This window comes from Paraburkholderia sp. JPY419 (assembly GCF_050435705.1).
Taxonomy (GTDB): Bacteria; Pseudomonadota; Gammaproteobacteria; order Burkholderiales; family Burkholderiaceae; genus Paraburkholderia; species Paraburkholderia youngii.
On record NZ_JBNDKV010000002.1, the window covers coordinates 194,465 to 220,374 of the forward strand.

Annotated in this window: 21 protein-coding genes, 1 tRNA gene and 3 pseudogenes; 13 read left to right on the forward strand and 12 right to left on the reverse strand. The window is 63.6% G+C overall.

Translation table 11 applies throughout. The features are described 5' to 3' along the window. Positions 1–192 precede the first annotated feature (192 nt). The 3 genes from clpX to tig form a co-directional block, all read right to left on the reverse strand. A complete protein-coding gene (gene clpX / locus QFZ91_RS07080) occupies positions 193–1,464 on the reverse strand; it encodes an ATP-dependent Clp protease ATP-binding subunit ClpX (RefSeq protein WP_013089402.1) in 1,272 nt (423 codons plus the stop codon). Between the two features lie 196 nt (positions 1,465–1,660). Then, positions 1,661–2,314 (reverse strand): ATP-dependent Clp endopeptidase proteolytic subunit ClpP, encoded by a 654-nt coding sequence (gene clpP / locus QFZ91_RS07085; RefSeq protein WP_013089401.1) that lies wholly within the window; start codon positions 2,312–2,314, stop codon positions 1,661–1,663. Positions 2,315–2,508: 194 nt separating this feature from the next. Continuing rightward, entirely contained in the window at positions 2,509–3,855 is a 1,347-nt protein-coding gene (gene tig / locus QFZ91_RS07090) for a trigger factor (protein ID WP_429566786.1), read from the reverse strand. A 457-nt stretch (positions 3,856–4,312) separates the two neighbouring features. Between tig and QFZ91_RS07095 the strand changes: the two genes are divergently transcribed. The 3 genes from QFZ91_RS07095 to QFZ91_RS07105 all read left to right on the forward strand — a co-directional run bounded on the left by QFZ91_RS07095 (position 4,313) and on the right by QFZ91_RS07105 (position 6,377). Next, a complete protein-coding gene (locus tag QFZ91_RS07095) occupies positions 4,313–5,458 on the forward strand; it encodes a glycerate kinase (RefSeq protein ID WP_429566787.1) in 1,146 nt (381 codons plus the stop codon). A 63-nt stretch (positions 5,459–5,521) separates the two neighbouring features. Continuing rightward, positions 5,522–5,971 (forward strand): MarR family winged helix-turn-helix transcriptional regulator, encoded by a 450-nt coding sequence (locus tag QFZ91_RS07100; protein ID WP_176108605.1) that lies wholly within the window; start codon positions 5,522–5,524, stop codon positions 5,969–5,971. A 118-nt stretch (positions 5,972–6,089) separates the two neighbouring features. After that, positions 6,090–6,377, forward strand: a complete 288-nt coding sequence (locus QFZ91_RS07105) for a hypothetical protein (protein WP_176108606.1) — start codon at positions 6,090–6,092, stop codon at positions 6,375–6,377. A 121-nt stretch (positions 6,378–6,498) separates the two neighbouring features. Here the strand turns inward: QFZ91_RS07105 and QFZ91_RS07110 are convergent. Beyond that, a tRNA-Leu gene (locus QFZ91_RS07110) sits at positions 6,499–6,585 on the reverse strand. A gap of 230 nt (positions 6,586–6,815) precedes the next feature. On the opposite strand from QFZ91_RS07110, the gene QFZ91_RS07115 reads away from it, so the two are divergent. Then, positions 6,816–7,652: a squalene/phytoene synthase family protein gene (locus QFZ91_RS07115; protein WP_176108607.1), complete on the forward strand. Its 837-nt coding sequence runs from the start codon at positions 6,816–6,818 to the stop codon at positions 7,650–7,652. A 36-nt stretch (positions 7,653–7,688) separates the two neighbouring features. Here QFZ91_RS07115 and QFZ91_RS07120 read toward each other — a convergent pair. The 3 genes and pseudogenes from QFZ91_RS07120 to QFZ91_RS07130 form a co-directional block, all read right to left on the reverse strand. Next, positions 7,689–8,865, reverse strand: a pseudogene (locus QFZ91_RS07120) (DUF1501 domain-containing protein). 17 nt (positions 8,866–8,882) lie between these two features. Next, entirely contained in the window at positions 8,883–9,026 is a 144-nt protein-coding gene (locus QFZ91_RS07125) for a hypothetical protein (RefSeq protein ID WP_368717830.1), read from the reverse strand. A gap of 354 nt (positions 9,027–9,380) precedes the next feature. Then, a pseudogene (locus QFZ91_RS07130) lies at positions 9,381–9,708 on the reverse strand (hypothetical protein). A gap of 227 nt (positions 9,709–9,935) precedes the next feature. Between QFZ91_RS07130 and ompR the strand changes: the two are divergent. The 3 genes from ompR (at position 9,936) to QFZ91_RS07145 (ending at position 12,790) form a co-directional block, all read left to right on the forward strand. Further along, positions 9,936–10,670 (forward strand): two-component system response regulator OmpR, encoded by a 735-nt coding sequence (gene ompR, locus QFZ91_RS07135; protein ID WP_006048917.1) that lies wholly within the window; start codon positions 9,936–9,938, stop codon positions 10,668–10,670. A 145-nt stretch (positions 10,671–10,815) separates the two neighbouring features. Further along, positions 10,816–12,165 carry an ATP-binding protein gene (locus QFZ91_RS07140; protein ID WP_013089393.1) on the forward strand — a complete coding sequence of 450 codons (1,350 nt, stop codon included), beginning with the start codon at positions 10,816–10,818 and terminating at the stop codon, positions 12,163–12,165. Positions 12,166–12,241: 76 nt separating this feature from the next. After that, the gene (locus QFZ91_RS07145; protein WP_368597406.1) at positions 12,242–12,790 is read left to right on the forward strand and encodes a peroxiredoxin; all 549 of its coding nucleotides are present in this window, start codon (positions 12,242–12,244) and stop codon (positions 12,788–12,790) included. 32 nt (positions 12,791–12,822) lie between these two features. On the opposite strand, the gene ispF is transcribed toward QFZ91_RS07145, so the two are convergent. Further along, positions 12,823–13,302, reverse strand: coding sequence for a 2-C-methyl-D-erythritol 2,4-cyclodiphosphate synthase (gene ispF, locus QFZ91_RS07150; protein ID WP_429566788.1), 480 nt, complete (start codon positions 13,300–13,302; stop codon positions 12,823–12,825). 82 nt (positions 13,303–13,384) lie between these two features. Continuing rightward, on the reverse strand, positions 13,385–14,098 hold the full coding sequence (gene ispD, locus QFZ91_RS07155) for a 2-C-methyl-D-erythritol 4-phosphate cytidylyltransferase (RefSeq protein ID WP_176119859.1): 714 nt from the start codon (positions 14,096–14,098) through the stop codon (positions 13,385–13,387). A 119-nt stretch (positions 14,099–14,217) separates the two neighbouring features. Here ispD and mfd point away from each other — a divergent pair, with 119 nt between their 5' ends. The 4 genes and pseudogenes from mfd to mscL all read left to right on the forward strand — a co-directional run bounded on the left by mfd (position 14,218) and on the right by mscL (position 20,750). After that, positions 14,218–17,697 carry a transcription-repair coupling factor gene (gene mfd, locus QFZ91_RS07160; protein WP_429566789.1) on the forward strand — a complete coding sequence of 1,160 codons (3,480 nt, stop codon included), beginning with the start codon at positions 14,218–14,220 and terminating at the stop codon, positions 17,695–17,697. Between the two features lie 149 nt (positions 17,698–17,846). Further along, positions 17,847–19,079, forward strand: coding sequence for an acetylornithine deacetylase (gene argE / locus QFZ91_RS07165; RefSeq protein ID WP_429566790.1), 1,233 nt, complete (start codon positions 17,847–17,849; stop codon positions 19,077–19,079). 89 nt (positions 19,080–19,168) lie between these two features. Next, positions 19,169–20,204 (forward strand): annotated as a pseudogene (locus tag QFZ91_RS07170) (threonine/serine dehydratase). Between the two features lie 99 nt (positions 20,205–20,303). Continuing rightward, positions 20,304–20,750, forward strand: a complete 447-nt coding sequence (gene mscL, locus QFZ91_RS07175) for a large conductance mechanosensitive channel protein MscL (protein WP_429566791.1) — start codon at positions 20,304–20,306, stop codon at positions 20,748–20,750. 124 nt (positions 20,751–20,874) lie between these two features. Here mscL and QFZ91_RS07180 read toward each other — a convergent pair whose 3' ends face one another. The 3 genes from QFZ91_RS07180 to QFZ91_RS07190 are packed head-to-tail and all read right to left on the reverse strand — an operon-like array spanning position 20,875 to position 24,809. Further along, positions 20,875–22,848 (reverse strand): response regulator, encoded by a 1,974-nt coding sequence (locus QFZ91_RS07180; RefSeq protein WP_429566792.1) that lies wholly within the window; start codon positions 22,846–22,848, stop codon positions 20,875–20,877. A gap of 59 nt (positions 22,849–22,907) precedes the next feature. After that, positions 22,908–23,144, reverse strand: coding sequence for a hypothetical protein (locus QFZ91_RS07185; RefSeq protein ID WP_429566793.1), 237 nt, complete (start codon positions 23,142–23,144; stop codon positions 22,908–22,910). Positions 23,145–23,198: 54 nt separating this feature from the next. Beyond that, a complete protein-coding gene (locus QFZ91_RS07190) occupies positions 23,199–24,809 on the reverse strand; it encodes a sensor histidine kinase (RefSeq protein WP_429566794.1) in 1,611 nt (536 codons plus the stop codon). Positions 24,810–24,923: 114 nt separating this feature from the next. Between QFZ91_RS07190 and QFZ91_RS07195 the strand changes: the two genes are divergently transcribed. Then, positions 24,924–25,259, forward strand: a complete 336-nt coding sequence (locus QFZ91_RS07195) for a hypothetical protein (protein ID WP_157646264.1) — start codon at positions 24,924–24,926, stop codon at positions 25,257–25,259. Further along, positions 25,192–25,683 (forward strand): hypothetical protein, encoded by a 492-nt coding sequence (locus QFZ91_RS07200; protein WP_013089382.1) that lies wholly within the window; start codon positions 25,192–25,194, stop codon positions 25,681–25,683. The genes QFZ91_RS07195 and QFZ91_RS07200 overlap by 68 nt, the downstream gene beginning before the upstream one ends. Positions 25,684–25,910 lie beyond the last annotated feature (227 nt).

Here is a 25,910-nt window from a genome sequence, read left to right on the forward strand (position 1 = left end):
CCATGAGTGGAATCAGTTCGTTCGATAGGTGAGGCCAGCAGAAAATTTTGCAAGCCTCCGCGTGTGGGAAAAGTTCAGTGACTCCGAAGGTTCAGTGACTCCATAGTTGAGAACAACCAGCCTGACCACACGATAAACGAAAAAGCCGTTCACGTCGCCATGAACGGCTTTTTCGCAGAACTCGAAAGCCGATCAGTTCGAACCCGCGACCTTCGGCGCGTCTTCGTAGATCAGCAGCGGTTTGCCGTCGCCGTCGATAACGTTGTCGTCGATGATGACCTTGCTGACACCTTTCATTTGCGGAAGGTCGTACATCACGTCGAGCAACGCCTGTTCCAGAATCGAACGCAGGCCCCGCGCCCCGGTCTTGCGGCGGATCGCCTTGCGCGCCACGGCCTGCAGCGCGGCCGGACGAATTTCCAGTTCGACGCGCTCCATGCTGAAGAGCTTGTGATACTGCTTGACCAGCGCATTCTTCGGTTCGACGAGAATCTTCATCAGCGCCGCTTCGTCGAGCTTGCCGAGCGTGGCAACCACCGGCAGACGGCCGATCAGTTCTGGAATCAGGCCGAACTTGATCAGATCTTCCGGCTCCACTTCGCGCAGCACTTCACCGGCATCGCGGTCCTGCTTGCTCTTCACGCTGGCGCCAAAACCGATGCCAGTCTTCTCGGTACGGTCGACGATGACCTTTTCCAGGCCGTCGAACGCGCCACCGCAGATGAACAGGATGTTGGTCGTATCGACCTGAATGAAGTCCTGGTTCGGATGCTTACGGCCACCTTGCGGCGGCACCGACGCCATCGTGCCTTCGACCAGCTTCAGCAGAGCCTGCTGAACGCCCTCGCCCGACACGTCGCGCGTGATGGACGGGTTGTCGGACTTGCGGCTGATCTTGTCGATCTCGTCGATGTAGACAATCCCGCGCTGGGCCTTGTCCACCTCGTAATTACAATTCTGCAGTAGCTTCTGGATGATGTTCTCGACGTCTTCACCGACATAGCCGGCTTCCGTCAGCGTGGTCGCGTCGGCGATCACGAACGGCACGTTCAGAAGGCGCGCGAGCGTCTGCGCGAGCAGCGTCTTGCCGGAGCCGGTCGGGCCGATCAGCAGGATGTTGCTTTTCGACAGCTCGATTTCGTCCTTCTTGTCGAGGTGTTTGAGACGCTTGTAGTGGTTGTAGACCGCGACCGCGAGGATTTTTTTCGCGCGTTCCTGACCGATCACGTACTGGTCGAGAATTTCGCGGATTTCCTGCGGAGTCGGCAGGTCGGACTTGGACAAGCCCGCCTCGATGCCCGCGCCTGCAGCCTCGTCACGAATGATTTCGTTGCATAGATCGATACATTCATCGCAGATGAATACCGACGGGCCAGCAATCAGTTTCTTGACCTCATGCTGGCTCTTGCCGCAAAACGAGCAATACAACAGCTTTTCGCTGTTAGAACCTTTCTTGTCCGCCATAGATGTGTGAGCCTCCGGACACCGGATTACATAATACGCCGTTTGCCCCCGCCACGCAGTTTGGGCGCGGCAGAGCTAGTGAGCAGGATAACGGCGCTTGCCGCAGACGCCCGGACGGAAGTTGAACATTCACCACCGGCCCGATGACGGTTTTGCCGCAACAGTGGGCAAAACAGCGTGGCAAAACCGTACCAGATCAAGGACGCTTGTGCGCCACTTGGTCAACAAGGCCGTACGCCTGCGCGTCATCGCCGGACATGAAATTGTCGCGGTCAGTGTCACGCGCAATGCGCTCGACGGGCTGACCGGTGTGGTGCGCGAGCAGATGATTCAGTCGATCCTTCAGGTACAGGATTTCGCGCGCCTGGATTTCGATGTCCGATGCCTGACCGCGCGCGCCGCCGAGCGGCTGGTGAATCATCACGCGCGAATTCGGCAGCGCGAAACGCTTGCCCTTCGCGCCGGCCGCGAGAAGAAACGCGCCCATGCTTGCCGCGAGCCCCATGCAAAGGGTCGAAACGTCTGGCTTGATGAACTGCATCGTATCGTAGATCGCCATACCGGCAGACACGGAGCCGCCCGGGCTGTTGATGTAGAAGTAGATGTCCTTGTCTGGATTCTCGCTTTCGAGAAACAGCATCTGCGCAACCACCAGGTTGGCTGTCTGGTCGTTCACTTCGCCTACGAGGAACACAATGCGTTCCTTCAGCAGCCGCGAATAAATATCATACGAACGCTCGCCCCGGCCGCTCGTTTCCACGACGATCGGCACCAGACCGAGTGCCTGCGCTTCGAGATCCCGGGACGACTGGGAGGTCAACGTGTCCAGCATTTGGGCGCGAAAGGTCATGCAATGGATCCTTGTCTGGAAATATTCTGAATATTAGCTGCTAGACACAGGTTGGTGCGACGAGCCCGTATTCAAGTGCCGTCTTTGTGTGCACCCACGACCGGGATCCGGTACGTCACACACTCTCGCGGCGCAAAAAAACGGCGTGCGGGCCGTCGGTCGCTCCGACAGCCGGCACGCCGTTGCAGCGACGCTTACGCTTGCGCCGTTGCGCTTGCCAGTTCCTCGAAGCTCACTTCCTTGTCCGTCACCTTGGCCTTGCTGAGGACGAAGTCGACGACGTTGGCTTCAACGACGTACGCTTCCATTTCAGCAAGACGTTGCTGGTTCGAATAATACCAGCGGACGACTTCCTTCGGGTCTTCGTAGCTTTTCGCGAATTCGTCGACTTCCGCACGGATCTGCTCCGGCTTCGCCTGGAGTCCGTTCGCCTTGACGAGCTCAGCCAACACGAGACCCAGCTTGACGCGGCGCTCGGCCTGTTCCTTGAACATCGCAGCCGGGATCGGCGCGTCCTTCGCGTTCGGCACGCCACGCTGCTCCAGATCCTGGCGAGCCATAGCGACGAGGCGCTCCTGATCCTGTTCGATCAGCGCGTTCGGCACGTCGAGTTCCGAGATCTTCAGCAGCGCGTCCATCACCTGATTCTTGACGATGGCTTGCGTGCGGCGCTTCGCTTCGCGCTCGAGGTTGTCCTTGATTTCGGCGCGCATCTTGGTCAGATCGCCGTCCTGGATGCCGAGCGATTTCGCGAATTCACCATCGACTTCCGGCAGATGCGGCCATTCGATCTTCTTCACCGTGATCGTGAATTGCGCCGTCTTGCCCGCCACTTCCTTGCCGTGGTAGTCGTCCGGGAACTTCAGGTCGAATTCCTTCGCTTCGCCGACCTTCAGGCCGAGCGCCGCTTTTTCGAATTCCGGCAGCATGCGGCCTTCGCCGAGGATGAAGCCGAAGTCTTCGGCGCTACCGCCCTGGAATGCTTCACCGTCGATCTTGCCGACGAAGTCGACCGTCACGCGGTCGCCTTCTTTGGCGGCCGTGTCCGCGCCGCCGTCGCCGTGCTCGCCGGCTTCGCCGCGAGCGTGGAAGTGCACTCGCTGCTTGCGCAGGATGTCCAGCGTGCGGTCGATTTCCGCTTCGCTGATGGTGGTCGTGGTACGCTCGATTTCAGCCGTGGCGACGTCGCCCAGCTTCACTTCCGGGTACACCTCGAAGGTCGCGTCGAACGCGTAGCTGCCTTCAGCGGCGTCGGTCTTCGGCGCGAAGCTCGGCTGACCCGCCACACGCAGGTTCTCGGCGCGGCTGATGTCGAAGAATTCCTTGCCGACCTTGTCGCTCAGTACTTCGGCTTCCACCTGGCCCGAATACTGTTGCGTGACCATCTTGAGCGGCACCTTGCCCGGGCGGAAACCCGGCATGCGCACGTTCTTCGCGAGTTGACGGATACGCGAATCCACTTCCTTCTGCACGGCATCCTTCGGCAGGGAAATCGTCACGCGGCGTTCGAGCTTGCCGAGGTTTTCAACAACGTTAGCCATGGCTTCAATCGTCCTAAAATTATTCGAGCGAATCAGTTATCTTCTCCGTGCTGCCCGTCGATGTCGCTTCGCATCGATTTGCGCCGATTGCATCGATCACGCACCTGCGCCGCGGGCTTGCAGGCCGCCGGCAGCACGGTTGAGTCCAAAGAGCCGAATATTTTAGCAAACTATTTGCGCGCCAAGCCGGGATTCGATGAATGCATCGAGTTTTCCCTTCATTCTGCGCGTTTTGCGGGGCATTTCCGGGTTGTTTTGGCACAACGAGCGTGGTTTGTCTCTGGCGTCGCTATCCGGTTTGCGGCGATCCCGCCTATGCCTTTCGACATATTCAGCCGACGCCCCCATGCTGATAAGCTAACGCACTCGGTCGGGTTACTACCGCCGGTCACCAGCAGCCGGTCGCTTCATCGGCGCCAGCAACCGCTTACAACGACTCAAACCTCTCAGAGACACCATGCCGAATTCGTCGCCCTCGCCTGTCGTCGTCATCGCTCCCGATTCATTCAAAGGCTCGCTCAGCGCGGAAGAGGTCGCGCAGGCGATGGCAGCCGGCATCCAGCGTGCACGCCCCGACGCAAGCGTGCGCATTTGTCCGATGGCCGACGGCGGCGAAGGCACGCTCGACGCCATGCTCACGAGCGGCGGCGAGCGCCGCACGCTTAGTGTGCGCGGCGCGGCCGGCCCGACGCGCGCGGCGCTTGCAGGCCTGCTCGCGGATGGCAGCGCAATCATCGAAACGGCGGAAATCGTCGGCATTACGGACCCAGTTGGCATGGGCGTGCCGGTCGAGGCGCGCAGCACGCGTGGCATGGGCGAAGCGATTCGCGCGTTGCTCGACGCCGGCGTGCGGCGCTTTTTCGTCGCGCTCGGCGGCAGCAGCACGAACGACGGCGGCGCCGGCTTGCTGACCGGCCTCGGCCTGCAACTGTTCGACGCGCAAGGCAACGCGCTCGAAGGCACGCCCGAGCAGCTTGCACGCGTGGCGCGGGTCGATGCGTCGCTACTCGACGCGCGGCTTGCCGACACGCAGTTCGTGGGTATGTCGGACGTCGACAATCCGCTGACCGGCGAGCACGGCGCGACCGCGATCTTCGGACCGCAAAAAGGCGTGAAGCCCGAACAGGTCGCACCGATCGACGCGGCGCTCGCGCGCTTCGCCGATCTGCTCGAAGCCGCGCTCGGCCACAGCGCGCGCGACCTGCCGGGCGCGGGCGCGGCAGGCGGTCTCGGCTTCGCGTTGCATATGCTCGGCGCGCAGTTCGAGCCGGGCGCGGAGACCGTCGCGCGGCAAATCGGCCTCGACGCGGCGCTCGCCGGCGCCGACTGGCTGATCACCGGCGAAGGCCGCTCCGACGTACAGACGCTGCATGGCAAGGCGCCGTTCATCGCGTGCGCGCATGCGCGAGCCGCGGGCGTGCCCGCCACGCTGCTGTCGGGCGCAGTCGACCCCGCCGCGCTGCCACGCCTCGCCGAACACTTCAGCGGCTGCTTTTCGCCGGCGCCCGGGCCGATCACGCTCGACGTCGCGATTCGCGACGCAGCGCGCCTGCTCGCCAACGAGGCGGAGCAGTTGACGCGGCTGAAATACGGCGTGCGTTGACCCGCGAAACGGTTGCCGCAACAATCACAGCGCCACGACCGTTCCACACATCACGGGGTGACCATGAAGGACTCCGCCAAAGCCGGGCTCGAGCAACTCCTCACGTATCGTCTGCATGTTCTAAACAAACTGGCCGAGCGCGGCATCAGCGCGCGCTACGCGGCGAAGCTCGACGTAACGCTGCCTGAAGCGCGTGTGATTGCGTCGGTGGGATCGTTCGGACCATTCTCGATCATGGAACTGGCTCGTCATGCCAATCTGGACAAAAGCCAGGCGAGTCGCGCAGCCGAAGCGCTGATCCGGCAGGGACTCGTGCAACGCGAGACGAGCGCCGCGGACGGCCGCGTCGTGCTGGTCTCGCTGACGCAGGAAGGCCGCGCGCTGTATCGCAAGGTGATGCCGATCGCGCGCAAGTGGAACGGCGATATGTTCGACTGTCTCGACGAAGAAGAAAGGGCCGCGTTCGGCGCGGCGCTCGACAAGGTAATTCGCGCGATGAACGCGCGGGAGTGATCACCCGCGGTGCACCGGCCACATTTGAAGAGCGCCGTTTCACGGCATTGGGCGGCGCGTGTCAAAATTGAGCATTGGCCAACGTGCCTTCACCCTCTTTTCATCCAAGGACGTTTCAGTGGACATCAACAAACAGGTCGCGGCACTCACCGCGTCGGAACTTCAGACCGCCGGCGCGAGCCAGGCAACCGCAATCGCGGTCAGCGTCGTGCTGCGTCATCTTCGTTCGCCGGAACTGGCGAAGCTTCTGTCGTCGGCATTTGAAAATCATCAGGCCGTGATGCTGCAAACGCCGTGGCCGGATCAGATGCTGCAGGCGTTCGAGTCGACGCGCCGCTTCCTCGAAGGTGCCGCGCAAGCGGAGTTGCCGGGTTCGCAGCAGGCGCCGGGAACGCCGGGCGCCTAAGTCGCGCGGCCGCAATGACAGGCCGCGGGGCAACCCTGCGGCCTTGCAGAGACCGTGCGGCAAAGAAAAAAAACCCCGTCGGTCCAAAGACTTGACGGGGTTTTTCTTGACTACCAATAAATGGTGCGAGGGAGGGGACTCGAACCCCTACACCCTTGCGGGCGTCAGGACCTAAACCTGGTGCGTCTACCAATTTCGCCACCCTCGCAGCCGGGTACGCCGCGATGCGTCATGCCCGATTGTCCTGTGCACTTCCATGCGCGCCAAACACGTGCCCGAAAGCGTAAGCGCGAGATTCTAACCGATTGATTCGCGCTTGTCTGCACCCGTCGGTATCTGCGCGCGCGGCGCCGATGCTACAATTTTCGGCTCGTCGAGACGGGCGCCGCAACGGACGCCAGCGCCCTTCTCGCCAGCCCTTCCCCACACTCTCATTCCGTGAATTTCGACGACTATTGCCAGCAGAAAGCGGCGCCCCCAGGATCGAGCACCTACTATGCGCTTCGCCAGGCCCGCGCAGCCAGTCAGCCGCTGTTGACGGCGCTCTTCGCATTGCGTCGCGAGTTCGAGGAAACGGTCAAGGAGACGAGCGATCCCGCGGTCGGCCGCACCAAGCTCGCGTGGTGGCAGAAAGAAATCGCCGCGCTCGCCGCGGGTTCGCCGTCGCATCCGGTGTCCAAGGCGCTCGCGGCCTATCTGCCCGACGCGCAGGCCGAGTATCCGGCTCTGCAGGAATTGCTCGCGGGCTTCGAGATGGATCTCGACCAGGCACGCTATCTCGACTATCCGAACCTGCGGCGCTATGTGCGCGGGGTCGGCGGCAATTTCGCGTCGCTGGTGTCGCGCGCCGCGGCAGCCGGATCGGCCGACGATGCCGAGCAAGCGTCGACGTGGGCGGCTCCGCTCGGCGAGGCGCTGATGCTCGCGCAGTTCGTCGCCGAAACCGGCAACGATGCGCGGCACGGCCGCATCTACGTTCCGATCGACGAGATGCAGCGCTACAACGTCACCGCCGCCGATCTGATCAACCGCAAATACACCGACGCGTTCACCGAGCTGATGCGCTTCGAGACGCATCGCGCGCGCGATGCCGTGCAGAGCGCGCTCGCCGCGGTGCCCGCGAGCGCGCGGCGTGCCCAGCGCACGCTGCTCGCGCTCGCGGCGCTCGCGTTGGCGTTGCTCGATGAAATCGAGCGCGACGGTTATCACGTGCTGCATCAACGCATCGCGTTGACGCCGATCCGCAAGCTATGGATCGCATGGCGCGCGAAGTAGCCTGACAGCAAGGCGCGTCGATTCGCACCCATCCGCTCACGCCCGCAGCAATGGCAGCGGCTCGAACCGCCGCCGCAGAATCGTCGACGCGTCCAAGCCCCACCAGGGCCCGAGCACCGTCGCATAAATCTGGCGAAAATCCACGCCAACCGGCAGGTTGCCATTTCCGTCGAGCCGCGCAAGCACCGGCGGTACGCCATACAAACCGCCCCGCACGCGACCACCCGTCACGAAGTGCGGGGCCACCGTGCCGTGATCGGTGCCGTTGCTCTCATTCTCGCGCGGACGCCGCCCGAACTCCGCATACGTCATCACAAGCGTATCGTTCCACCGGCCCAACTCGACGAGCGCGGCCTGCATCGCCACCATCGCTTGCGCGAAGTGTTGGAAGCAACGCGGCGTGCTGTCCGCGCTGGTTCTGGTGCGTATCGAAACCGTTCATCGTTAGCCGGATCACGGCCACACCTCGGCCGCTCGAAGACTGCTCCATTGGCGCGCGTCCGGCGGCAGCTATCTTCAGGGTGTCCGAAGCGGCCAGCACCTGCATCGCCGTTTTGATCGAACTGCCGAACGCGCCATCAGGAAACGCGGTCTTCAACTGAGGCACCGGCGTCGCGAGTCGCAAGGTCCCGACGAACTGTGTGCGATTGACCAGCGCGATCGCGCGCGCGCCATTTGCGAGCGGCCCCATTTCGGAACTGCCGATCACGACGCCGTCGGCCGCGAAATCGAAGGGCACCGGCTTCATCGCGAACGCGCGCGTGAGCCAGCCGTCGCGCAGATACTGATCGGAGCGTGACGCGGTATCCCAGATCTCGATCGACCGGAAATGCGACAGGTTCGGCTGCGCGTAGCCGACACCCTGCACGATCGCAAGTTGCCGGCTGCGCCACAGCGGCATCAACGGCTGCAACGCTGGATGCAGCGCGGTGCGCTCGTCGAGGTGGATCATCTGTTCGCGTTTGATGCCGATGTTTTTGCGCAGCGCGTAGTACGCGGGATCGGCGAACGGGATCACGGTGTTCAAACCGTCGTTGCCGCCTTTGAGTTCAATCAGGATCAGCAGGTTGTCGTAACCGCGCCCCGGCACAACCGACGCTTTCGATGCATCCCGCCAATGCGCAGCGTTCGCGTCCTGCGCGGCGAGCGCGCGAGGCAAACACAGCAATGCGCCGGCGGCCGCGCTCATCGACAGAAAGCTGCGTCGTTTCATGCTGCACCTCGTCGTGATCATGATGGCGCGTGCCGGGCCGCCCGTTGCCTCTGCGCGAGCCAGATCGCGACGTCAAAGCGTACGCCATCCCGGCCATTGCGCGCCATGACGAACCGCGAGGTATCGTCGTAGCCGGCATCGAATGCGCGCAACGCGGCCATCACGAACTCGACTGGCGGCGAAGGCGTGTTCGCCCGGCGCGCACTCAGCTTGCACGTAATAGTTCGTAACGCTGTCCGAGCCGCATTTATTGCTCGCGACGCCGGTCCGGTCTCCGTGTGATGCGCTCGGCACGCATCGGAATGGGCTCGAACACCCAGTCAGGAGACGCCGATATCGCTTCGCTGCGCGCGCTGACGCGTGACGCTCACCACACACGTTGAAAAGGTTCGCCAACGCTGATCCGTTGCGCGTGAAATCTCGAACGGTTGCTAGCGACTCAACAGAGCAGCGGACCAGGAAGTGGAAGCGGAAGGTGCAACAGGATTGTCCGCGCGACGATGCGCGCGCTGAGACTAACGCTTGTACAACTCGCGCACGGCGTCTTCGATATGCTGCCGCAGCAGCCGACGCTCTTCGGGCGTCATATGCCCGTCGCGCCGACGTTGATCGAGATCAGGGGGAACCGCGGTACGCAACATCACGTCAGAAGCAGGGTGATCGATGCTCGGATTGGCGGTGGCTGGGTTTGCCATTGCCGGAGCGGGGCGCATGCTCGCTCGCCGCTCTATCCGCGGACGGCTGCGCATGGGCGAGCGTCGGGCCCAGTGTGCCTGCGAGCGTACCGGCAACCGCCAGTGCAATCACGCTCAGGCGCACATTTGGCCAAACCCCTCCCTTCATGTTGTTCCCTTCGTGGCGCGGCAACCGGCTACCTCAGATGCGTATACAAACCCCGGTAACAGCCGGGTACGAGAGTTTTGTCGAGTGAAGTATCCACCGAACAGCCGCATTCAGTAAAGGAGTCTAAACGCGCATACTTTACGTCGCGCCATACCGCGGGTAAATTTTGTAACTGACTGTAACCCCAGAAATGGTGTAACCGCGCACCACTTTCTAATCGCGCTAAGATGCCGACCATGGAAACCAAAAACCCTTCGAAAATCCTCGTCGTCGACGACGATCCACGCCTGCGCGATCTTCTGCGCCGCTATCTCGGTGAGCAGGGCTTCAACGTCTACGTCGCCGAAAATGCGCCGTCAATGAACAAGCTCTGGGTGCGCGAGCGCTTCGATCTGCTAGTGCTCGATCTGATGCTGCCCGGGGAGGACGGCCTGTCGATCTGCCGGCGTCTGCGCGGCAGCAACGACCGCACGCCGATCATCATGCTGACGGCCAAGGGTGAGGATGTCGATCGCATCGTCGGACTCGAGATGGGTGCCGACGACTACCTGCCCAAGCCGTTCAATCCGCGTGAACTGGTCGCGCGCATTCACGCGGTGCTGCGCCGTCAGTCGCCGTCCGAGTTGCCGGGCGCGCCGTCCGAGACCACCGAGGTGTTCGAGTTCGGTGAGTTCGCACTGAATCTCGCCACCCGCACGCTGACCAAGGCCGGCCAGGAAATTCCGCTTACCACCGGTGAATTCTCGGTGCTGAAGGTGTTCGCCCGTCATCCGCGTCAGCCGCTGTCGCGCGAAAAGCTGATGGAACTCGCACGCGGCCGCGAATACGAAGTCTTCGACCGCAGCCTCGACGTGCAGATCTCGCGTCTGCGCAAGCTGATCGAGCCGGATCCGGGCAGCCCGCGTTTCATTCAGACCGTGTGGGGCCTCGGCTACGTGTTCATTCCCGACGGCGCAGCCTGAGTTTGTGCTCCGTTTTCATGTCGACCAGAGTAGGCGCTTTAGCTGTCGATCAGAGTTCGCGCTTCAGTGCGTCATCTGGTCCCATGCAAAGCACCTGCTTCGGTCCCATATAGTTTCTGTCTTTGACTCCAGATAAGAAGGGCCCATGCGGATCGACCGGCGCCTCCTGACGCTCGCGTTCGGCGGCCTTTTCTGGCGGACCTTTCTGCTGATCGCGCTGTTGATCGCAGTCAGTCTCGCCGCGTGGTTCCAGAGCTTTCGCGTGATCGAGCGGGAGCCGCGTGCGCAGCGCGTGGCTCTGCAACTCGTCGCGATCGTCAAACTCACGCGCACCGCACTCCTCTATTCCGATCCCGACCTGCGGCGCGCGCTGCTGCAGGATCTGGAGAGCAATGAAGGGGTGCGCGTGTATCCGCGCGAAGCCACCGACAAATACAAACTCCAGCCCGACGAATCACTGAATCGTCTGATCGAGCACGACATCCGCGGCCGTCTCGGCGACGACACGGTGATCGCGCAGAGCGTCAACGATATCAACGGCGTATGGATCAGCTTCAAGATCGACGACGACGATTACTGGGTCGCCCTCGATCGCGATCAGCTCGATAACGCGACCGGCCTGCAGTGGGCCGGCTGGGGCGTGTTCGCGCTTGCGCTGTCGCTGTTCGGCGCGGCGTTCATCACGAGTCTGGTGAACCGGCCTTTTGCGCGCCTCGCGATGGCCGCGCGTAGGGTCGGCTCCGGGCAATCGCCCGAGCCGCTGCCCGAGCGCGGCATGGGCGTCGCCGCCGAAACCAATCGAAGCTTCAATCAGATGGTGCGCGACCTCGAACAGCTCGAGGCCGATCGCGCGCTGATGCTCGCGGGCATCTCGCACGATCTGCGCACGCCGCTCGCGCGGCTGCGGCTCGAAACCGAAATGAGCCCGTCCGATCAGGCCACCAAGGACGCGATGGTCGACGACATCGAGCAGATGGACATGATCATCGGCCGCTTCCTCGATTACGCGCGTCCGGTGCAGCGCGTGCCGGAACCGGTCGACCTGTCGGTGATCGCAAGCGAGCTCGCGGCGCGGATGCAAAGCGAGGACAGCATGCGGCTGATCACACGGCTCGCTCCGTCGGCGGTGATCGAGGCCGATGAAACCGACATGCGGCGCGTGGTCGGCAATCTGCTCGAGAACGCGCGCAAATATGGTCTCAGCGACGGTGACGGTGTGCCACACGTGATTCTCGAAACGCGCGTGTCGCATTCGCGCGTCGAACTGTCGGTGGTCGACGAAGGCCCCGGCATTCCCGAAGACCAGCTCGCGCTCGTCACGCGGCCGTTCTACCGCGTGAATTCGGCGCGCACCCAGGCCAATGGCACGGGCCTCGGCATGGCGATCGTGCAGCGGCTCGTCGCGCGTTATCGCGGCGCGCTGCGTCTGCGCAACCGCTCGCCCGGACCTGGGCTTGAAGTGACGATCGAGTTTCCGCTCGCGAAGAGCGCGTGAGCCGACGGCGCGCGACATGGCGCGCCATCGTGATTCGAAGCACGCCGCTTTATGTGACTTCCGAAGGAGCCTTTGCATGAAAACCGTAGGCGACAAACTCGAAGCGTTCACCGTCATTGCCGCGAAGCCGGGCTTTAACCATCACGAAGAGCACGGCGTTTCGGCGTTCGAATACATCACCGATCAGTCCTTTCCAGGCAAGTGGAAAATCATCTACTTCTATCCGAAGGATTTTTCGCTGGTCTGCCCGACGGAAATCGTCGATTTCAGCAAGCTCGCCAAGGAGTTCGAGGACCGCGAGGCGGTGCTGCTCGGCGGCAGCGTCGACAATGAATACGTGAAGCTCGCGTGGCGCCGCGAGTACAAGGCGCTCGACAGGCTCAACCACTACTCGTTCGGCGACGTGAAAGGCGAGCTGATCGACCAGCTCGGCGTGCGCGACAAGGAAGCGGGCGTCGCGCTGCGCGCGACCTATATCGTCGATCCGGACAACACGATCCAGCACGTGTCGGTCAACAATCTATACGTGGGCCGTAACCCCCAGGAAGTGCTGCGCATCCTCGACGGCCTGCAAACGGACGAACTGTGTCCGAGCAATCGAACGATCGGCGGCGCGACGCTGTAAGCGGACCGCCGGTCACGCAGACCAAAGCCCGTTCAGCTCCTGACCAGCAACACCGCGGCCTGCGCCTCGATGCCCTCGCCGCGGCCGAGATAACCGAGCTTCTCGTTCGTCTTCGCCTTGACGTTCACGCGCTCGATCGGCAAGCCGAGGTCCGCCGCGATATTCGCGCGCATTCCTTCGACATGCGGCGCGAGCTTCGGCGCCTGCGCGATCACGCTGCTATCGACGTTGCCGATCGCAAAGCCCGCCGCCTTCACGCGCGCCACACATTCGCGCAACAGCACGCGGCTGTCGGCGCCGGCGAACTTCGCGTCGGTATCGGAGAAGTGGCGGCCGATATCGCCCAGCGCGGCCGCGCCGAACAGCGCGTCGGTGATCGCGTGCAGCAGCACGTCCGCGTCCGAGTGACCGAGCAGCCCGCGCTCGTACGGAATCGTCACGCCGCCGATGATCAACGCGCGTCCCGGCACCAGCGCATGCACGTCGTAGCCTTGCCCAATTCTGAAATCCATATGCGTCACATCCTCAAGTGCTGAAGCTTTTAAAGCTTCTTTAAAGCCTTTCCCAATCTTTCTATCGTGCGTATGCGAGGTATCACGAACCGGCGGCGCGGCTCAGAATCGCCTCGGCGAGATCGAAATCTTCCGGATACGTGACCTTGAAATTGCGCAGACTGCCTTGCACGAGCTTCGGCGCATGCCCCGACCATTCGATCGCGCTCGCCTCGTCGGTCAGATCGTGGCCGTCGGCCTGCGCACGCAGGATCGCCTCGCGCAGCATGCCGATGCGGAACATTTGCGGCGTCTGCGCCTGCCACAAGCCGTCGCGTGCCTCGGTACGGGCGATGCGGCCATCGGTCGACGTGCGATCGATTCGCTTTAACGTATCGGCGACCGGCAGCGCCATGATGCCGCCGACCGCATCGTCCTTTAGCGTTCCGATCAGCGTGCGGATCAGCGCCGGCGTGATGCCGGGCCGGGCTGCGTCGTGCACGAGCACCCAATCGTCGTCGTGGGCGCCGAACTCGGCGAGCGCGTGGAGACCGTTGAGCACCGACGCCTGGCGCGACGCGCCGCCCACGCGCCGCACCGCGAAACGCAGATTGCCGAAGCGGCGCGCGTCGAAGTGCTGGTCGTCGGGTGCGATGACGACTAGCGTCTGCGTGAACTCGCTGCACGCGTCGAACGCGGCGAGCGAGTAATGCAGCATGTCGCGGCCGGCGACAGTGCGGTATTGCTTGGGCATCGCGGCGCCGGAACGGCTGCCGGTGCCTGCGCACGGGATCAGGGCGAAGAGACGGGAAGTCACGAGTGCGGATGCCGCCAGGTCAAAGTAAAGGACGGATTTTATAATACGTCCTTCGCATTCACGCCCGTGGACGCGTAAACTTGGCCGTCGTGTGAGCCCCGAGCCGCTTTCTCTCCTTTATGCCAGACATCGCCGCAATCTCGCAGTCCTCCTCGCCCGTCGCGCTCGTCAAGGCCGGCCAGCGTTTCGCCTTCGACGGCACGCGCGGTTCGTCCGACGCGCTGCTGATCGCCCGCTACCATCTCAGCTATCGCGAGAAGATGCCGCTGCTGGCGGTGGTCTGCGAAAGCGCGGTCGACGCGCAGCGGCTGTCGCAGGAAATCGGCTTCTTCGCGCCCGACGCGCGCGTGCGCCTCTTGCCCGACTGGGAGACGCTGCCTTACGACACGTTTTCGCCGCACCAGGACCTCGTGTCCGAGCGTCTCGCGACGCTGCACGATCTCGGCGAAGGCCGCTGCGACATACTGCTCGTGCCGGCCACGACGGCCTTATACCGGATGCCGCCCGCGTCGTTCCTCGCCGCCTACACGTTCTCGTTCTCGCAGGGCGAACGGCTCGACGAAGCGAAGCTGAAGGCGCAGCTGACGCTCGCCGGCTACGAGCACGTGAGCCAGGTCGTGCGTCCCGGCGAATACTGCGTGCGCGGCTCGCTGCTCGATCTGTTCCCGATGGGCTCCCCGCTGCCCTACCGGATCGACCTGTTCGATGACCAGGTCGACTCGATCCGCGCATTCGACCCCGACACGCAGCGCAGCCTCTATCCGGTCAAGGACGTGCGCCTGCTGCCGGGCCGCGAATTCCCGTTCGACGAAGCCGCGCGCACCGCATTCCGCAGCCGCTGGCGCGAGACCTTCGAGGGCGATCCGAGCCGCGCGTCGATCTATAAAGACATCGGCAACGGCGTGCCGTCGGCGGGCATCGAATACTATCTGCCGCTGTTCTTCGAGGAAACGGCCACCCTCTTCCATTACCTGCCCGACGGTTCCCAGCTCGCGTTCGTCGGCGATCTGGACGCGGCGATCCGGCGCTTCACGAACGACACGAAACAGCGCTTCAACTTCCTGTCGCACGACCGCGACCGGCCGATACTCGAACCGCAGAAGCTGTTCCTGTCGGACGAAGATTTCTTCACGTTCGCGAAACCGTTCGCACGGCTCGTGCTGCCCACCAACGGCGGCGGCGCCTGGTCGATCGCTCTGCCGAACCTCGCGATCGACCGTCACGCCGACGACCCCGTCTCGGCACTGCGAGCGTATCTGAGCACGACGCCGAACCGCGTGCTGTTCGCCGCCGAATCGGCGGGCCGTCGCGAGACGCTGCTGCAACTGCTCGCCGACAATCAGCTGAAGCCCGCCTCGGCCGACAGCTTCGCCGACTGGCTCAGGAGCGATGCGCCGTTCTCGCTCGGCGTCGCGCCGCTCGCGAACGGCTTCGCGGTGCCGGGCGAAGGCATCGCGATCATCACCGAAACCGAGCTGTACGGACCGCTCGCGCGCCGCGCGGGACGCCGCCGCCAGGAACAGGCGAGCAACGTCGATTCGATGGTGCGCGATCTGTCCGAGCTGAAGGTCGGCGATCCGGTGGTCCATTCGCAGCACGGTATCGGCCGCTACATGGGTCTCGTGACGATGGACCTCGGCGAAGGCGAAACCGAGTTCCTGCACCTCGAATACGCGGGCGACAGCAAGCTCTACGTGCCGGTCGCGCAATTGCACGTGATCTCGCGCTACAGCGGCGCCGATCCGGAAAGCGCGCCGCTGCATTCGCTGGGTTCGGGCCAGTGGGAAAAGGCCAAACGCAAGGCCGCGCAGCAGATCCGCGATACCGCCGCCGAACTGCTCAACCTGTACGCGCGCCGCGCTGCCCGCGAAGGCCACGCGTTCGCGCTCGAACCGAAGGACTATGTGAAGTTCGCCGAGAGCTTCGGTTTCGAGGAGACGCCGGACCAGGCCGCCGCGATCGCGGCCGTGATCGGCGACATGACGGGCGGCAAGCCGATGGACCGGCTCGTGTGCGGCGACGTCGGCTTCGGCAAGACCGAGGTCGCGTTGCGCGCGGCGTTCATCGCGGTGATGGGCGGCAAGCAGGTCGCGCTGCTGTCACCCACCACGCTGCTCGCCGAGCAGCACACGCAAACCTTCAGTGACCGCTTCTCCGACTGGCCGGTGCGCATCGCCGAGCTGTCGCGCTTCAAGTCGACCAAGGAAGTGAACGCGGCGATCCAGCAGATCAACGAAGGTTCGGTCGACATCGTGATCGGCACGCACAAGCTGCTGTCGTCGGATGTGCAGTTCAAGCGGCTCGGGCTCGTGATCATCGACGAGGAGCATCGCTTCGGCGTGCGTCAGAAGGAAGCGCTGAAGGCGCTGCGCGCTGAAGTCGACGTGCTGACGCTGACCGCGACGCCGATTCCGCGCACGCTCGGCATGGCGCTCGAAGGCCTGCGCGATTTCTCGGTGATCGCCACGGCGCCGCAAAAGCGCCTTGCGATCAAGACCTTCGTGCGGCGCGAGGAAGACAGCGTGATTCGCGAAGCGATGCTGCGCGAGCTGAAGCGCGGCGGCCAGGTCTACTTCCTGCACAACGAAGTCGAGACGATCGAGAACCGCCGGCAGATGCTCGAAGCACTCGTGCCCGAAGCGCGCATCGCGGTCGCGCATGGCCAGATGCACGAGCGCGAACTGGAACGCGTGATGCGCGACTTCGTCGCGCAACGCGCGAACGTGCTGCTGTGCACGACGATCATCGAGACCGGCATCGACGTGCCGAGCGCCAACACGATCCTGATCCATCGTTCCGACAAGTTCGGTCTCGCGCAATTGCATCAGCTGCGTGGCCGCGTCGGCCGCTCGCATCACCAGGCGTATTCGTATCTGCTCGTGCATGATCCGCAGGGGCTCACCAAGCAGGCGCAACGACGGCTCGAAGCAATCCAGCAGATGGAGGAACTCGGCTCGGGCTTCTATCTCGCGATGCACGATCTCGAGATTCGCGGCACCGGCGAGGTGCTCGGCGACAAGCAGTCCGGCGAGATTCACGAGATCGGTTTCCAGCTTTATACCGACATGCTCAACGACGCGGTGAAGGCGCTCAAGAACGGCAAGGAGCCGGACCTCACCGCGCCGCTCGCGGCGACCACCGAGATCAACCTGCATTCGCCGGCGATCCTGCCGTCGGATTATTGCGGCGACGTGCAGGAACGTCTGTCGCTGTACAAGCGCCTCGCGAACTGCGAACACAGCGATTCGATCGACGGTATCCAGGAGGAGCTGATCGACCGCTTCGGCAAGCTGCCGCCGCAGGCGCATGCGCTGGTGGAGACGCATCGTCTGCGGCTCGCCGCGAAACCGCTCGGCATTTCGAAGATCGATGCCGGCGAAGCGGTGATCGGCCTGCAGTTCATCCCTAATCCGCCCGTCGACGCGATGCGGATCATCGAGATGGTGCAGAAGCACAAGCACATCAAGCTCGCGGGCCAGGACAAGCTGCGTATCGAAACGCGCAGCCCGGATCTCGCGGTGCGCGTCGCGACGGTCAAGGAGACCTTGCGCGCGCTCGGTTCGCCGAGCCGCGGCACGGCGCCGGCGCCCGCGCGCTGAGGGTCCTGAAACAGCAATAAAACGGGGGGACGTCCCCCGTTTTATTGCATTGATGCTGCGCTGCGCCAACGCGCGCCGGCCGTTTTGGCCACCTTACCAATATGCAATATGGGATATGATCGATAGACACAAAATGATGGAGTCATGTCATGTCTCACGTCGCTGAAACAGCGCAATCGTCGCAGTCGCCCGCCTCCTCCGCTTCTCCCGCTTCTCCGGTATCTCTGCCCTGGGTCACCCGTCTGGTGTCGATGGACACGGTGAGCCGCAATCCGAATCTCGGCCTGATCGAAACCGTCCGCGACGAACTGCGCGCGGTCGGTATCGACGCGACGCTGACGCACGGCAAGGGCGGCAAATGGGCGAACCTGTTCGCGACGATTCCCGCGCACGATGGCGAAACGAACGGCGGCGTCGTGCTGTCGGGCCATACGGACGTCGTGCCAGTGGATGGCCAGCAATGGGACAGCGATCCGTTCAAGCCCGAGATTCGCGGTGACAAGCTCTACGGCCGCGGCACCTGCGACATGAAGGGGTTCATCGGCGCGGCGCTCGCGCTCGTGCCCGAGATGCAGCGTACGAGGCTCGCGAAACCGATCCACTTCGCGCTGTCGTTCGACGAGGAAGTTGGCTGCGTCGGCGCGCCGCTGATGATCGCCGATCTGATGAAGCGCGGCGTGAAGCCGGACGGCTGTATCGTCGGCGAGCCGACCAGCATGCGCCCGATCATCGCGCACAAGGGCATCAACGCGTATCACTGCTGCGTGCGAGGCCAGGCCGCGCATTCGTCGCTGACGCCGAAGGGCTTGAACGCGATCGAGTATGCGGCGCGCCTGATCTGCCACATCCGCGACATGGCCGACCAGTTCCGCGCGCAAGGCCCGTTCGACGAACTGTACGACGTGCCGTTCAGCACCGCGCAGACCAGCACGATCACGGGCGGCAACGCGATCAACACGGTGCCGGCCGAATGCCAGTTCCAGTTCGAATTCCGCAATCTGCCGACGCTCGATCCCGAGCAGATCTTCGCGCGCATCGACAGCTACGCGCGCGACACGCTGTTGCCGAAAATGCTGCGCGAGCATCCGTCGGCCGCGATCGAGATCACGAAGATCGCCGCGGCGCCCGGACTGGATTCGTCTGAGCAGGCTGCGATCACGCAACTCGTGCGCGCGCTGACGGCCGACCAGGATAAGCGTAAGGTCGCGTACGGCACCGAGGCAGGCCTGTTTTCGAACGCGGGGATTCCGAGTATCGTCTGCGGCCCCGGCGATATCCAGCAGGCGCACAAGGCGAACGAATTCGTCGAGCTCGAGCAGCTCGTCGCGTGCGAGCGCTTCCTGCGCAAGTTCATTCACAGCATGTCGGTCGAGGCCGCTTAGCCCGTCTCGTTGCAGCGGCGCGCAGCCGCGGTGAACCTGCGCGCCGCGCCACGGGTCTGAGCGACATCGACGACTCCGGAGCGACCGCCATGTCCAGCGCCATGCAGCAGCACACGGATCACACGATCGACGGCGAGCCGATCCCCACGCTCGACGACATCGCCGCGCAGCATTTCGCATTGACGCCGTGGGTCGCGCGCACGCCGGTGTTCGACCGGCTCGACTTCTCGTCGCTGCGCGGCACCGTCGTCAATTTCAAGTTCGAGCTCTTGCAGGCGGGTGGCAGCTTCAAGGCGCGCGGCGCCTTTACGAACCTGCTCGCGCTCGACGACGCGCAGAAGAGCGCGGGCGTGACCTGCGTGTCAGGCGGCAATCACGCGGTGGCGGTCGCCTATGCGGCGATGCGGCTCGGCGTCAGCGCGAAGGTCGTGCTGTTCAGCGCGGCGAATCCGGCGCGCGTCGCGTTGTGCCGTGCATACGGCGCCGACATCGTCTATGCGGAAGATCTCGCCGAAGCGTTCGAACTGGTGCGACGCATCGAGGCCGAGGAAGGCCGTTATTTCGTGCATCCGTTCAACGGTTATCGCACGGTGCTCGGCTCGGCGACGCTCGGCTACGAATGGGCGACGCAAACACCCGACCTCGAAGCGGTGATCGTGCCGATCGGCGGCGGCGGACTCGCGGCCGGCGTGTCCACCGCGCTGCGCCTCGCGAATCCGAACATCCACGTGTACGGCGTCGAACCCGAAGGATCGGATGTGATGAGCAAGAGTTTTGCCGCCAACCATACGGTCAGAATGGGCCATATGTACAGCATCGCCGATTCGCTGATGTCGCCGCATACCGAGCAATACAGCTACGAGTTGTGCCGCCGCCATATCGATCGGCTCGTCACGGTGTCCGACGATCAGTTGCGCGAAGCGATGCTGATCCTGTTCAATCAGTTGAAGCTCGCGGTCGAGGCCGGCTTGCGCGGCCGCCACCGCCGCCTTGCTCGGACCGTTGCGCGAACAGTTGCAGGGCAAACGCGTGGGCGTGCTGCTGTGCGGCGCGAACATCGACCCGGTCAGTTTTGCCGCGCATCTGGAGCGTGCGCGTCATGGCGAGTCACAGTTTCCTCATTAACGACGCGCGGCGAATGCACTTGTTGCGTCGAGGCCAAGGCACTAGCCTATCCGCTTCAGGTTGGTATGATTCGGCTATTCATATCAGGGAGGTGTGTGTATGAGCATGATCCAGGAATTTAAAGAATTTGCCCTCAAAGGCAATGTGATGGATCTGGCGGTCGGTGTGATTATCGGCGGCGCATTTTCCACCATTGTCAATTCCGTGGTTAAAGACCTGATCATGCCGGTCGTCGGGCTCGCTACCGGCGGCTTCGATTTCTCCAATCTGTTCGTTCGCCTCGGCCATATTCCAGCGACTTACAAAGGCAACCCCGAATCGTATAAAGACCTGCAGACGGCCGGCGTGGCGGTGTTCGGTTACGGCTCGTTCATTACCGCGACGATCAACTTCATCATTCTCGCGTTCATCATCTTTCTGATGGTCAAGTTCATCAACAAACTGCGCAAGGAGCCGCAAGCTGCTCCGGCGGGACCGCCGCCGACGCCGGAAGACGTGCTGCTGCTTCGCGAGATCCGCGATTCGCTGAAAAGCCAGCAGCGTTAATTGTTAAATAAAGCTCGGTTTCAAATACCTGAGCCAGTGAAATGAAAAAGGCCTGTTGCGACTGACTTCGCAACAGGCCTTTGTCTTTTCACTTTGCTTTCAGCGCACTGCCCTTTATCGAGCCTTACGCATTCTTTTGCACCTTCAATTGCGCGGCGCTTTCGATCATCGCTTGGAGCTGGCCGAAATTGACAGGCTTCGTCAGATGCGATGTAAAGCCCGCACCCAAACAACGGCGCACGTCCTCGTCGGTGCCGAAGCCGGTCAACGCGACGGCTGGCACATCGGAATGTTCGCGAAACGCCTCGATGAAATCGAGGCCGGTGCCATCGGGCAACCCGACATCGCTGACAACCAGATCGAAGTTCTGCAGCTGCGTCGCCGCAAGCGCATCGTCGATGCGCCCAACCACCGTCACCTGATGACCCATGCCGTGCATCAATTGGGCCATCACGTCGGCGGTATCGGCATGATCCTCGATCAGCAGCACGGTCAGCGAACTCGCCGGCTGCACGGTGCTCGGCACGATGACCGGCGGCGCGGTGGCCGGCGCGGCCGCGGTCGGCAGCGTGATCGTGAAGGTCGCGCCGCAATGCGGACCGGGACTCTGCGCGGTCACGGTGCCGCCGTGCACGTCGGTCAGCGCCTTCGTGATCGCGAGACCGAGACCCAGCCCGCCGAATTGCCGCGTCATACTCTGGTCGCCCTGCTCGAACGCGTTGAACAGCTTGCCGATCTGCTCCGGCTCGATGCCGATGCCGGTGTCTTCGACCGAGATCTGCACCTGCATGCGTTCGTCGCGCGTGCGTACATAGATATGGCCGCCGTCCGGCGTGAACTTGGCGGCATTGCGAATCAGGTTCCACAGCATCTGTTGCAGACGCGCGCGATCCGCGAGCACGTAGTGATGCGTCGCGCGCTTGTCGACATGCACGTCCTGCTGCTTGACCTGGATTTCGCTGCGAAAGAGTTCGAGCACGCTGTCGATCACGTCGTGCACGTCGACGGTTTCCAGCGACAGCCGCAGCTTGCCGTTCGCGACGCGCGTCAGATCGAGCAGATCGTCGATCAGCCGTGCCTCCAGCTCGACGTTGCGGCGGATCATCCGCACGCTCGCACGCGCCTGCTCGGGCAGATCGGCAATCATCTCGAGCACGCTCGCGCCCGCCAGCACCGGCGTGAGTGGCGTGCGCAATTCGTGCGACAGCATCGCAAGAAAACGGTCCTTCGCGCGGTTCGCCTCTTCGGCGGCCTGGCGCGCGGCCTGCTCGGACTCGAGCAGCCGCTCGCGCTCCTCGATCGCCTCGCGCTGCGAGTGAATGTCGGTGCAACTGCCGAACCATTTGCTGACGTTGCCTTCGGCATCGCGCAGCGCGACCACGCGCACGTCGAACCAGCGGTACTCGCCGTCGTGGCGGCGAATCCGCATCTCGTGCCGATAGTCGCCGTTGCGGCTCGCCACGGCCTTGAGCCAGCTTTGCCGGATCTTCTCGCGATCGTCGGGATGCACGGCGTCGAGCCACGCAAGACCCTGCGAGCTGGGTTCGGGCAAGCCTGTGTAGTCGTACCATTGCTTCGACAGGAAGTCGCAATCGCCGGCTGCGTCGCAGGTCAGCACCAGATGCGGCAACGTTTCCGACAGCGTGCGGTAATGCAGTTCGCGATCGCGCAGCAGCAGCGCTTCGTCGGACGCGCGTTGCAGCCGCACCTGCGACAGCACGCGCTCCACGGCCTCCGGCAGATAGTCGAGATAGTCGCCGGACTTCGGCACCACGTCGGACACGCCCGCGCGCAGTGCTTCGATCACGCGCGACTCGTCGGTGAAGCCGGTCACGAGGATCGCCGGAATGCGCACACCCTCCGCGCGCAGGCGCCGAAAGAAATCGAGCCCGGTCTCCGGCCCGTTCAACTGATAGTCGAGCACCAGCAGATCGAGGCCGCCGCTCGCGAGCCGCTCGCGGGCCGCCTCGACACCGGCGCAGATCGCCACCCGGCAGCCGGCGCGTTCGAGCGACTTGCGCGCGAGCCGCAAGATGCCCTCGTCGTCATCGACAACGAGCACATAAGCGGCTTGCGGCTTGGACACTTCTTCGGTCATGCGGATGCTCTGTGGCTAAGGTCAGTGCTTATGTTGTCATGAACGGCTTTCGGTCACCTTCAGGCCGGCTCGAGCCGATGCGCCGGCGGCAGCTTGACCACTTGCAGAAAAAACCTGCCGGCGCACGGCCTCGATGAACGTATCGTATTCGACCGGCTTGCAAACGTAGACCTTGCAATCGAGTGTGTAGCAGCGAGCGGACTCGCGCCGGCGCGGCGCGGATTCCGCTCGACGAGCGTTGCGTGGCCGTCGTCGTCTTCGATCAGAACGAAGCTGGCCGTTTGCGCGTGATTCATAGGCTCTGCGTGCCAACGATTCGTCATCCATGTCCGCGCCGGCATGCGCAACGCTCAGAAGCGCACGGGCTGCTCGGGCAGCACCACGAAAAAAGTCGAACCGGCGCCCTCGGCCGATTCGACCCAGACCCGCCCGCCGTGCCGCTCGACCGTGCGCCGCACCACCGCGAGGCCGATCCCCTCGCCGCTAGCGACGTCTGCATGCAGACGCTGGAACGCGCGAAACACCTTCGATAGATACGCGGCGGGAATGCCTAGCCCATTATCGCGGACGTAATAGGTGCGCATACGGACCGCGCGCGGCTCGCATTCATCGACGGGTTCGGGCGCCAGCGCGCCGACCTCGATGCGCCCGCGGCGCGCCGGATCGAGAAAAGTCAGCGCATTGCCGATCAGGTTGCTGAAGATCTGTTCGACCGCCGCCGGATCGCCCCATGCGGGCGGCAACTCGCGCACCGTGACACTCGCGGCGCGCTGGTCGATCGTGCCTTGCAGCCCATCGACGACCCGCGCCACTGCGCGCCCGACGCTGACCCGCTGCCACTGGTATTCGAGCCGTCCCGCGCGCGAGATGCGCAACAGCGCGTCGATGATCGCCGCCGCGCGCGCAACAGCCGTGCGCAAATAGTGCAACGACTCGCGCACGTCGCCACTCAGAATCTGCGTCATGCGCCGCGCTTCGATCTCAGGCAGGCGAGCCCGCCCGACGAGGCCGTCGAGTTCGTCGCACGATACGTGCAGCTCCTTCGAAAACCCTTGCAGATTCACGAGCGGCGAGCGCAGATCATGCGACACGCTGTAGATGAACATCTCGTTGTCCTGCGTTTCCTGGCGCAATTCCTCATTGACGGCAGTCAGTTCGCGCGCGCGTGCTTCGAGCTCGGTCTTCAGGGCCAGCTGCCCGGCTTCCGCCTCGCGCAGGCGCGTATCGGTCTGATGCAGCACCGTGTCGAGCGCGGCGATTTCGTCGCTGCCCGACAACGGCGCCGCGAGCGGCCGGCCGCTGCCGAGCCGCTCGGCGTTATCGGTCAGCACTTCGAGGCGCTGGCCGATCCCGCGCGCGAACACGAAGGCGGTGACCGCCCAGATCAGCATCGAGCCGAATGCCGCGGCGATCAGCGCGCGCTGCTGAAGGTCACGACGCTCGCCGAGCGCGCTCGCGCGCTCGACATCGAGTACCGACGCCGCCGCGTCGAACTGGGCCAACTCCTCGCGGAACACGGCGATCTGCTCCGGCAACTCGCCGGTTTCGAGCGCGATATAGGGGCGTAGACTGCGCCCCTCGTGCAAAGCCTGCGAGATCGCGACACTCTGTTCGTGATACGCGCCGATCGCGCGCCGCATGCTGCGTACGCGCTCGGCCTGGGCCGGTGTTTCGGCGACGAGCGCATCGAGCTTCGCGAGCCGGTCGTTCAGTTCGACCCACACCGCGTGGCGGTCGATCAGCGACGCATCGCCCGTTACCATCGCGGTGCGCACGCGCGCGGCCTGGCGCAGCAGCGGGTCGACGATGGCCGACGACTCGTAGAGGATCTGCTTGCCGTTGTCGACCCATCGCGCGGCCTGCGCGGTGCGCTCCTGGGTGTCGAAGACGACCCCGAGCAGCGCGAGTTCGACCACGCTCGGTATCGCGATCAGCAGCAGGCCTTTGGTGAATAGTTTCATGGTTCCGTCAGGGCGTTCAGGCTGTGGTTCAGGCTGTCACTCGAACGGCGGGGCTCGCGCACCCGTGGCGCCCTGTAAGGCGGGCGCCGCGCGGCCGGACGGGCCATTATCGACGTGAACCAGAGATATTTCAACGGCGCGCCTGCAAGCGCCCGACCACACAAAAATGACTTTTTTATTGGGATGGGATGTTTTTTCCGCGCCGCCTGCGTCTATGATGGAGACAAGGTGTGCTGGGATGCGAATGCGCGCGGCGAGGCGGTTCGGCATGATTCGTGCGGGAGCGGTGGAGCGATGCAGCAACGTCGAATCATCGTGAATCCGGCCTTGTCGTATGCTATAAAAGATCGACGTGCGGCGCGCGAAAGCCGGGAGTGGTCGCATGAGGACGCAGCGTTTCTTGCAATTCTTTTTCAGGCGAATTTTTATGTCCTTCCCGAAAAAGCGTAGACGCGCGAAGGTGGACGGCGACGAGTCGTTCCTCGCGGTTCTGCGGCATTTCAAGCCGTTCGGTCAACTCGACACCAAGATTGCGCGGGCTCGCGCGCAGGACGAACCGGTGCTCTATGCACACGTACTGCCCGGACTCGACGTGCTTCTATGCAGTGTGCGCGGCGCGCAGCCGCCCTACCCCGCACCAGCCGAATTGCGGCGGCGCTGCATCGAATCCATTACCAACGCACTGGAGCAACCGCTCGATGGTCTCGAGAACGGCGGCTACTGGTACGAGGCCGACGGCTTCGGCTTCCTCGTGTTCGCGAGTCGTGCGCGCGGCAAGATTCTGACGGAGTTCGGCGCGACGCGGATCGGTACTCGCCGCGGCGTGCGTCGCCAGGATGCGTCGGGCGATGCAACACCGCGCTCTCTCCGGTAGCGCCGATCAGAGACCCTGAAGTTCAGGGTTACTGACAGCTCGTTTCGTCGTCATTCATCCGCGGTTTCGACAGCCGATGTCGACACCCATCGCTGGCGTCTTCGGTGGCGCGCTGCGTTGCTTTCCAGTTCGCTTAATTGATTGAAACACGGGCTTCGACGGCGACCGCGCGCAGTTGCGCGCGCGCGGCATCCTGCCATTCATTCGGCCATCGCATCATCGACGCG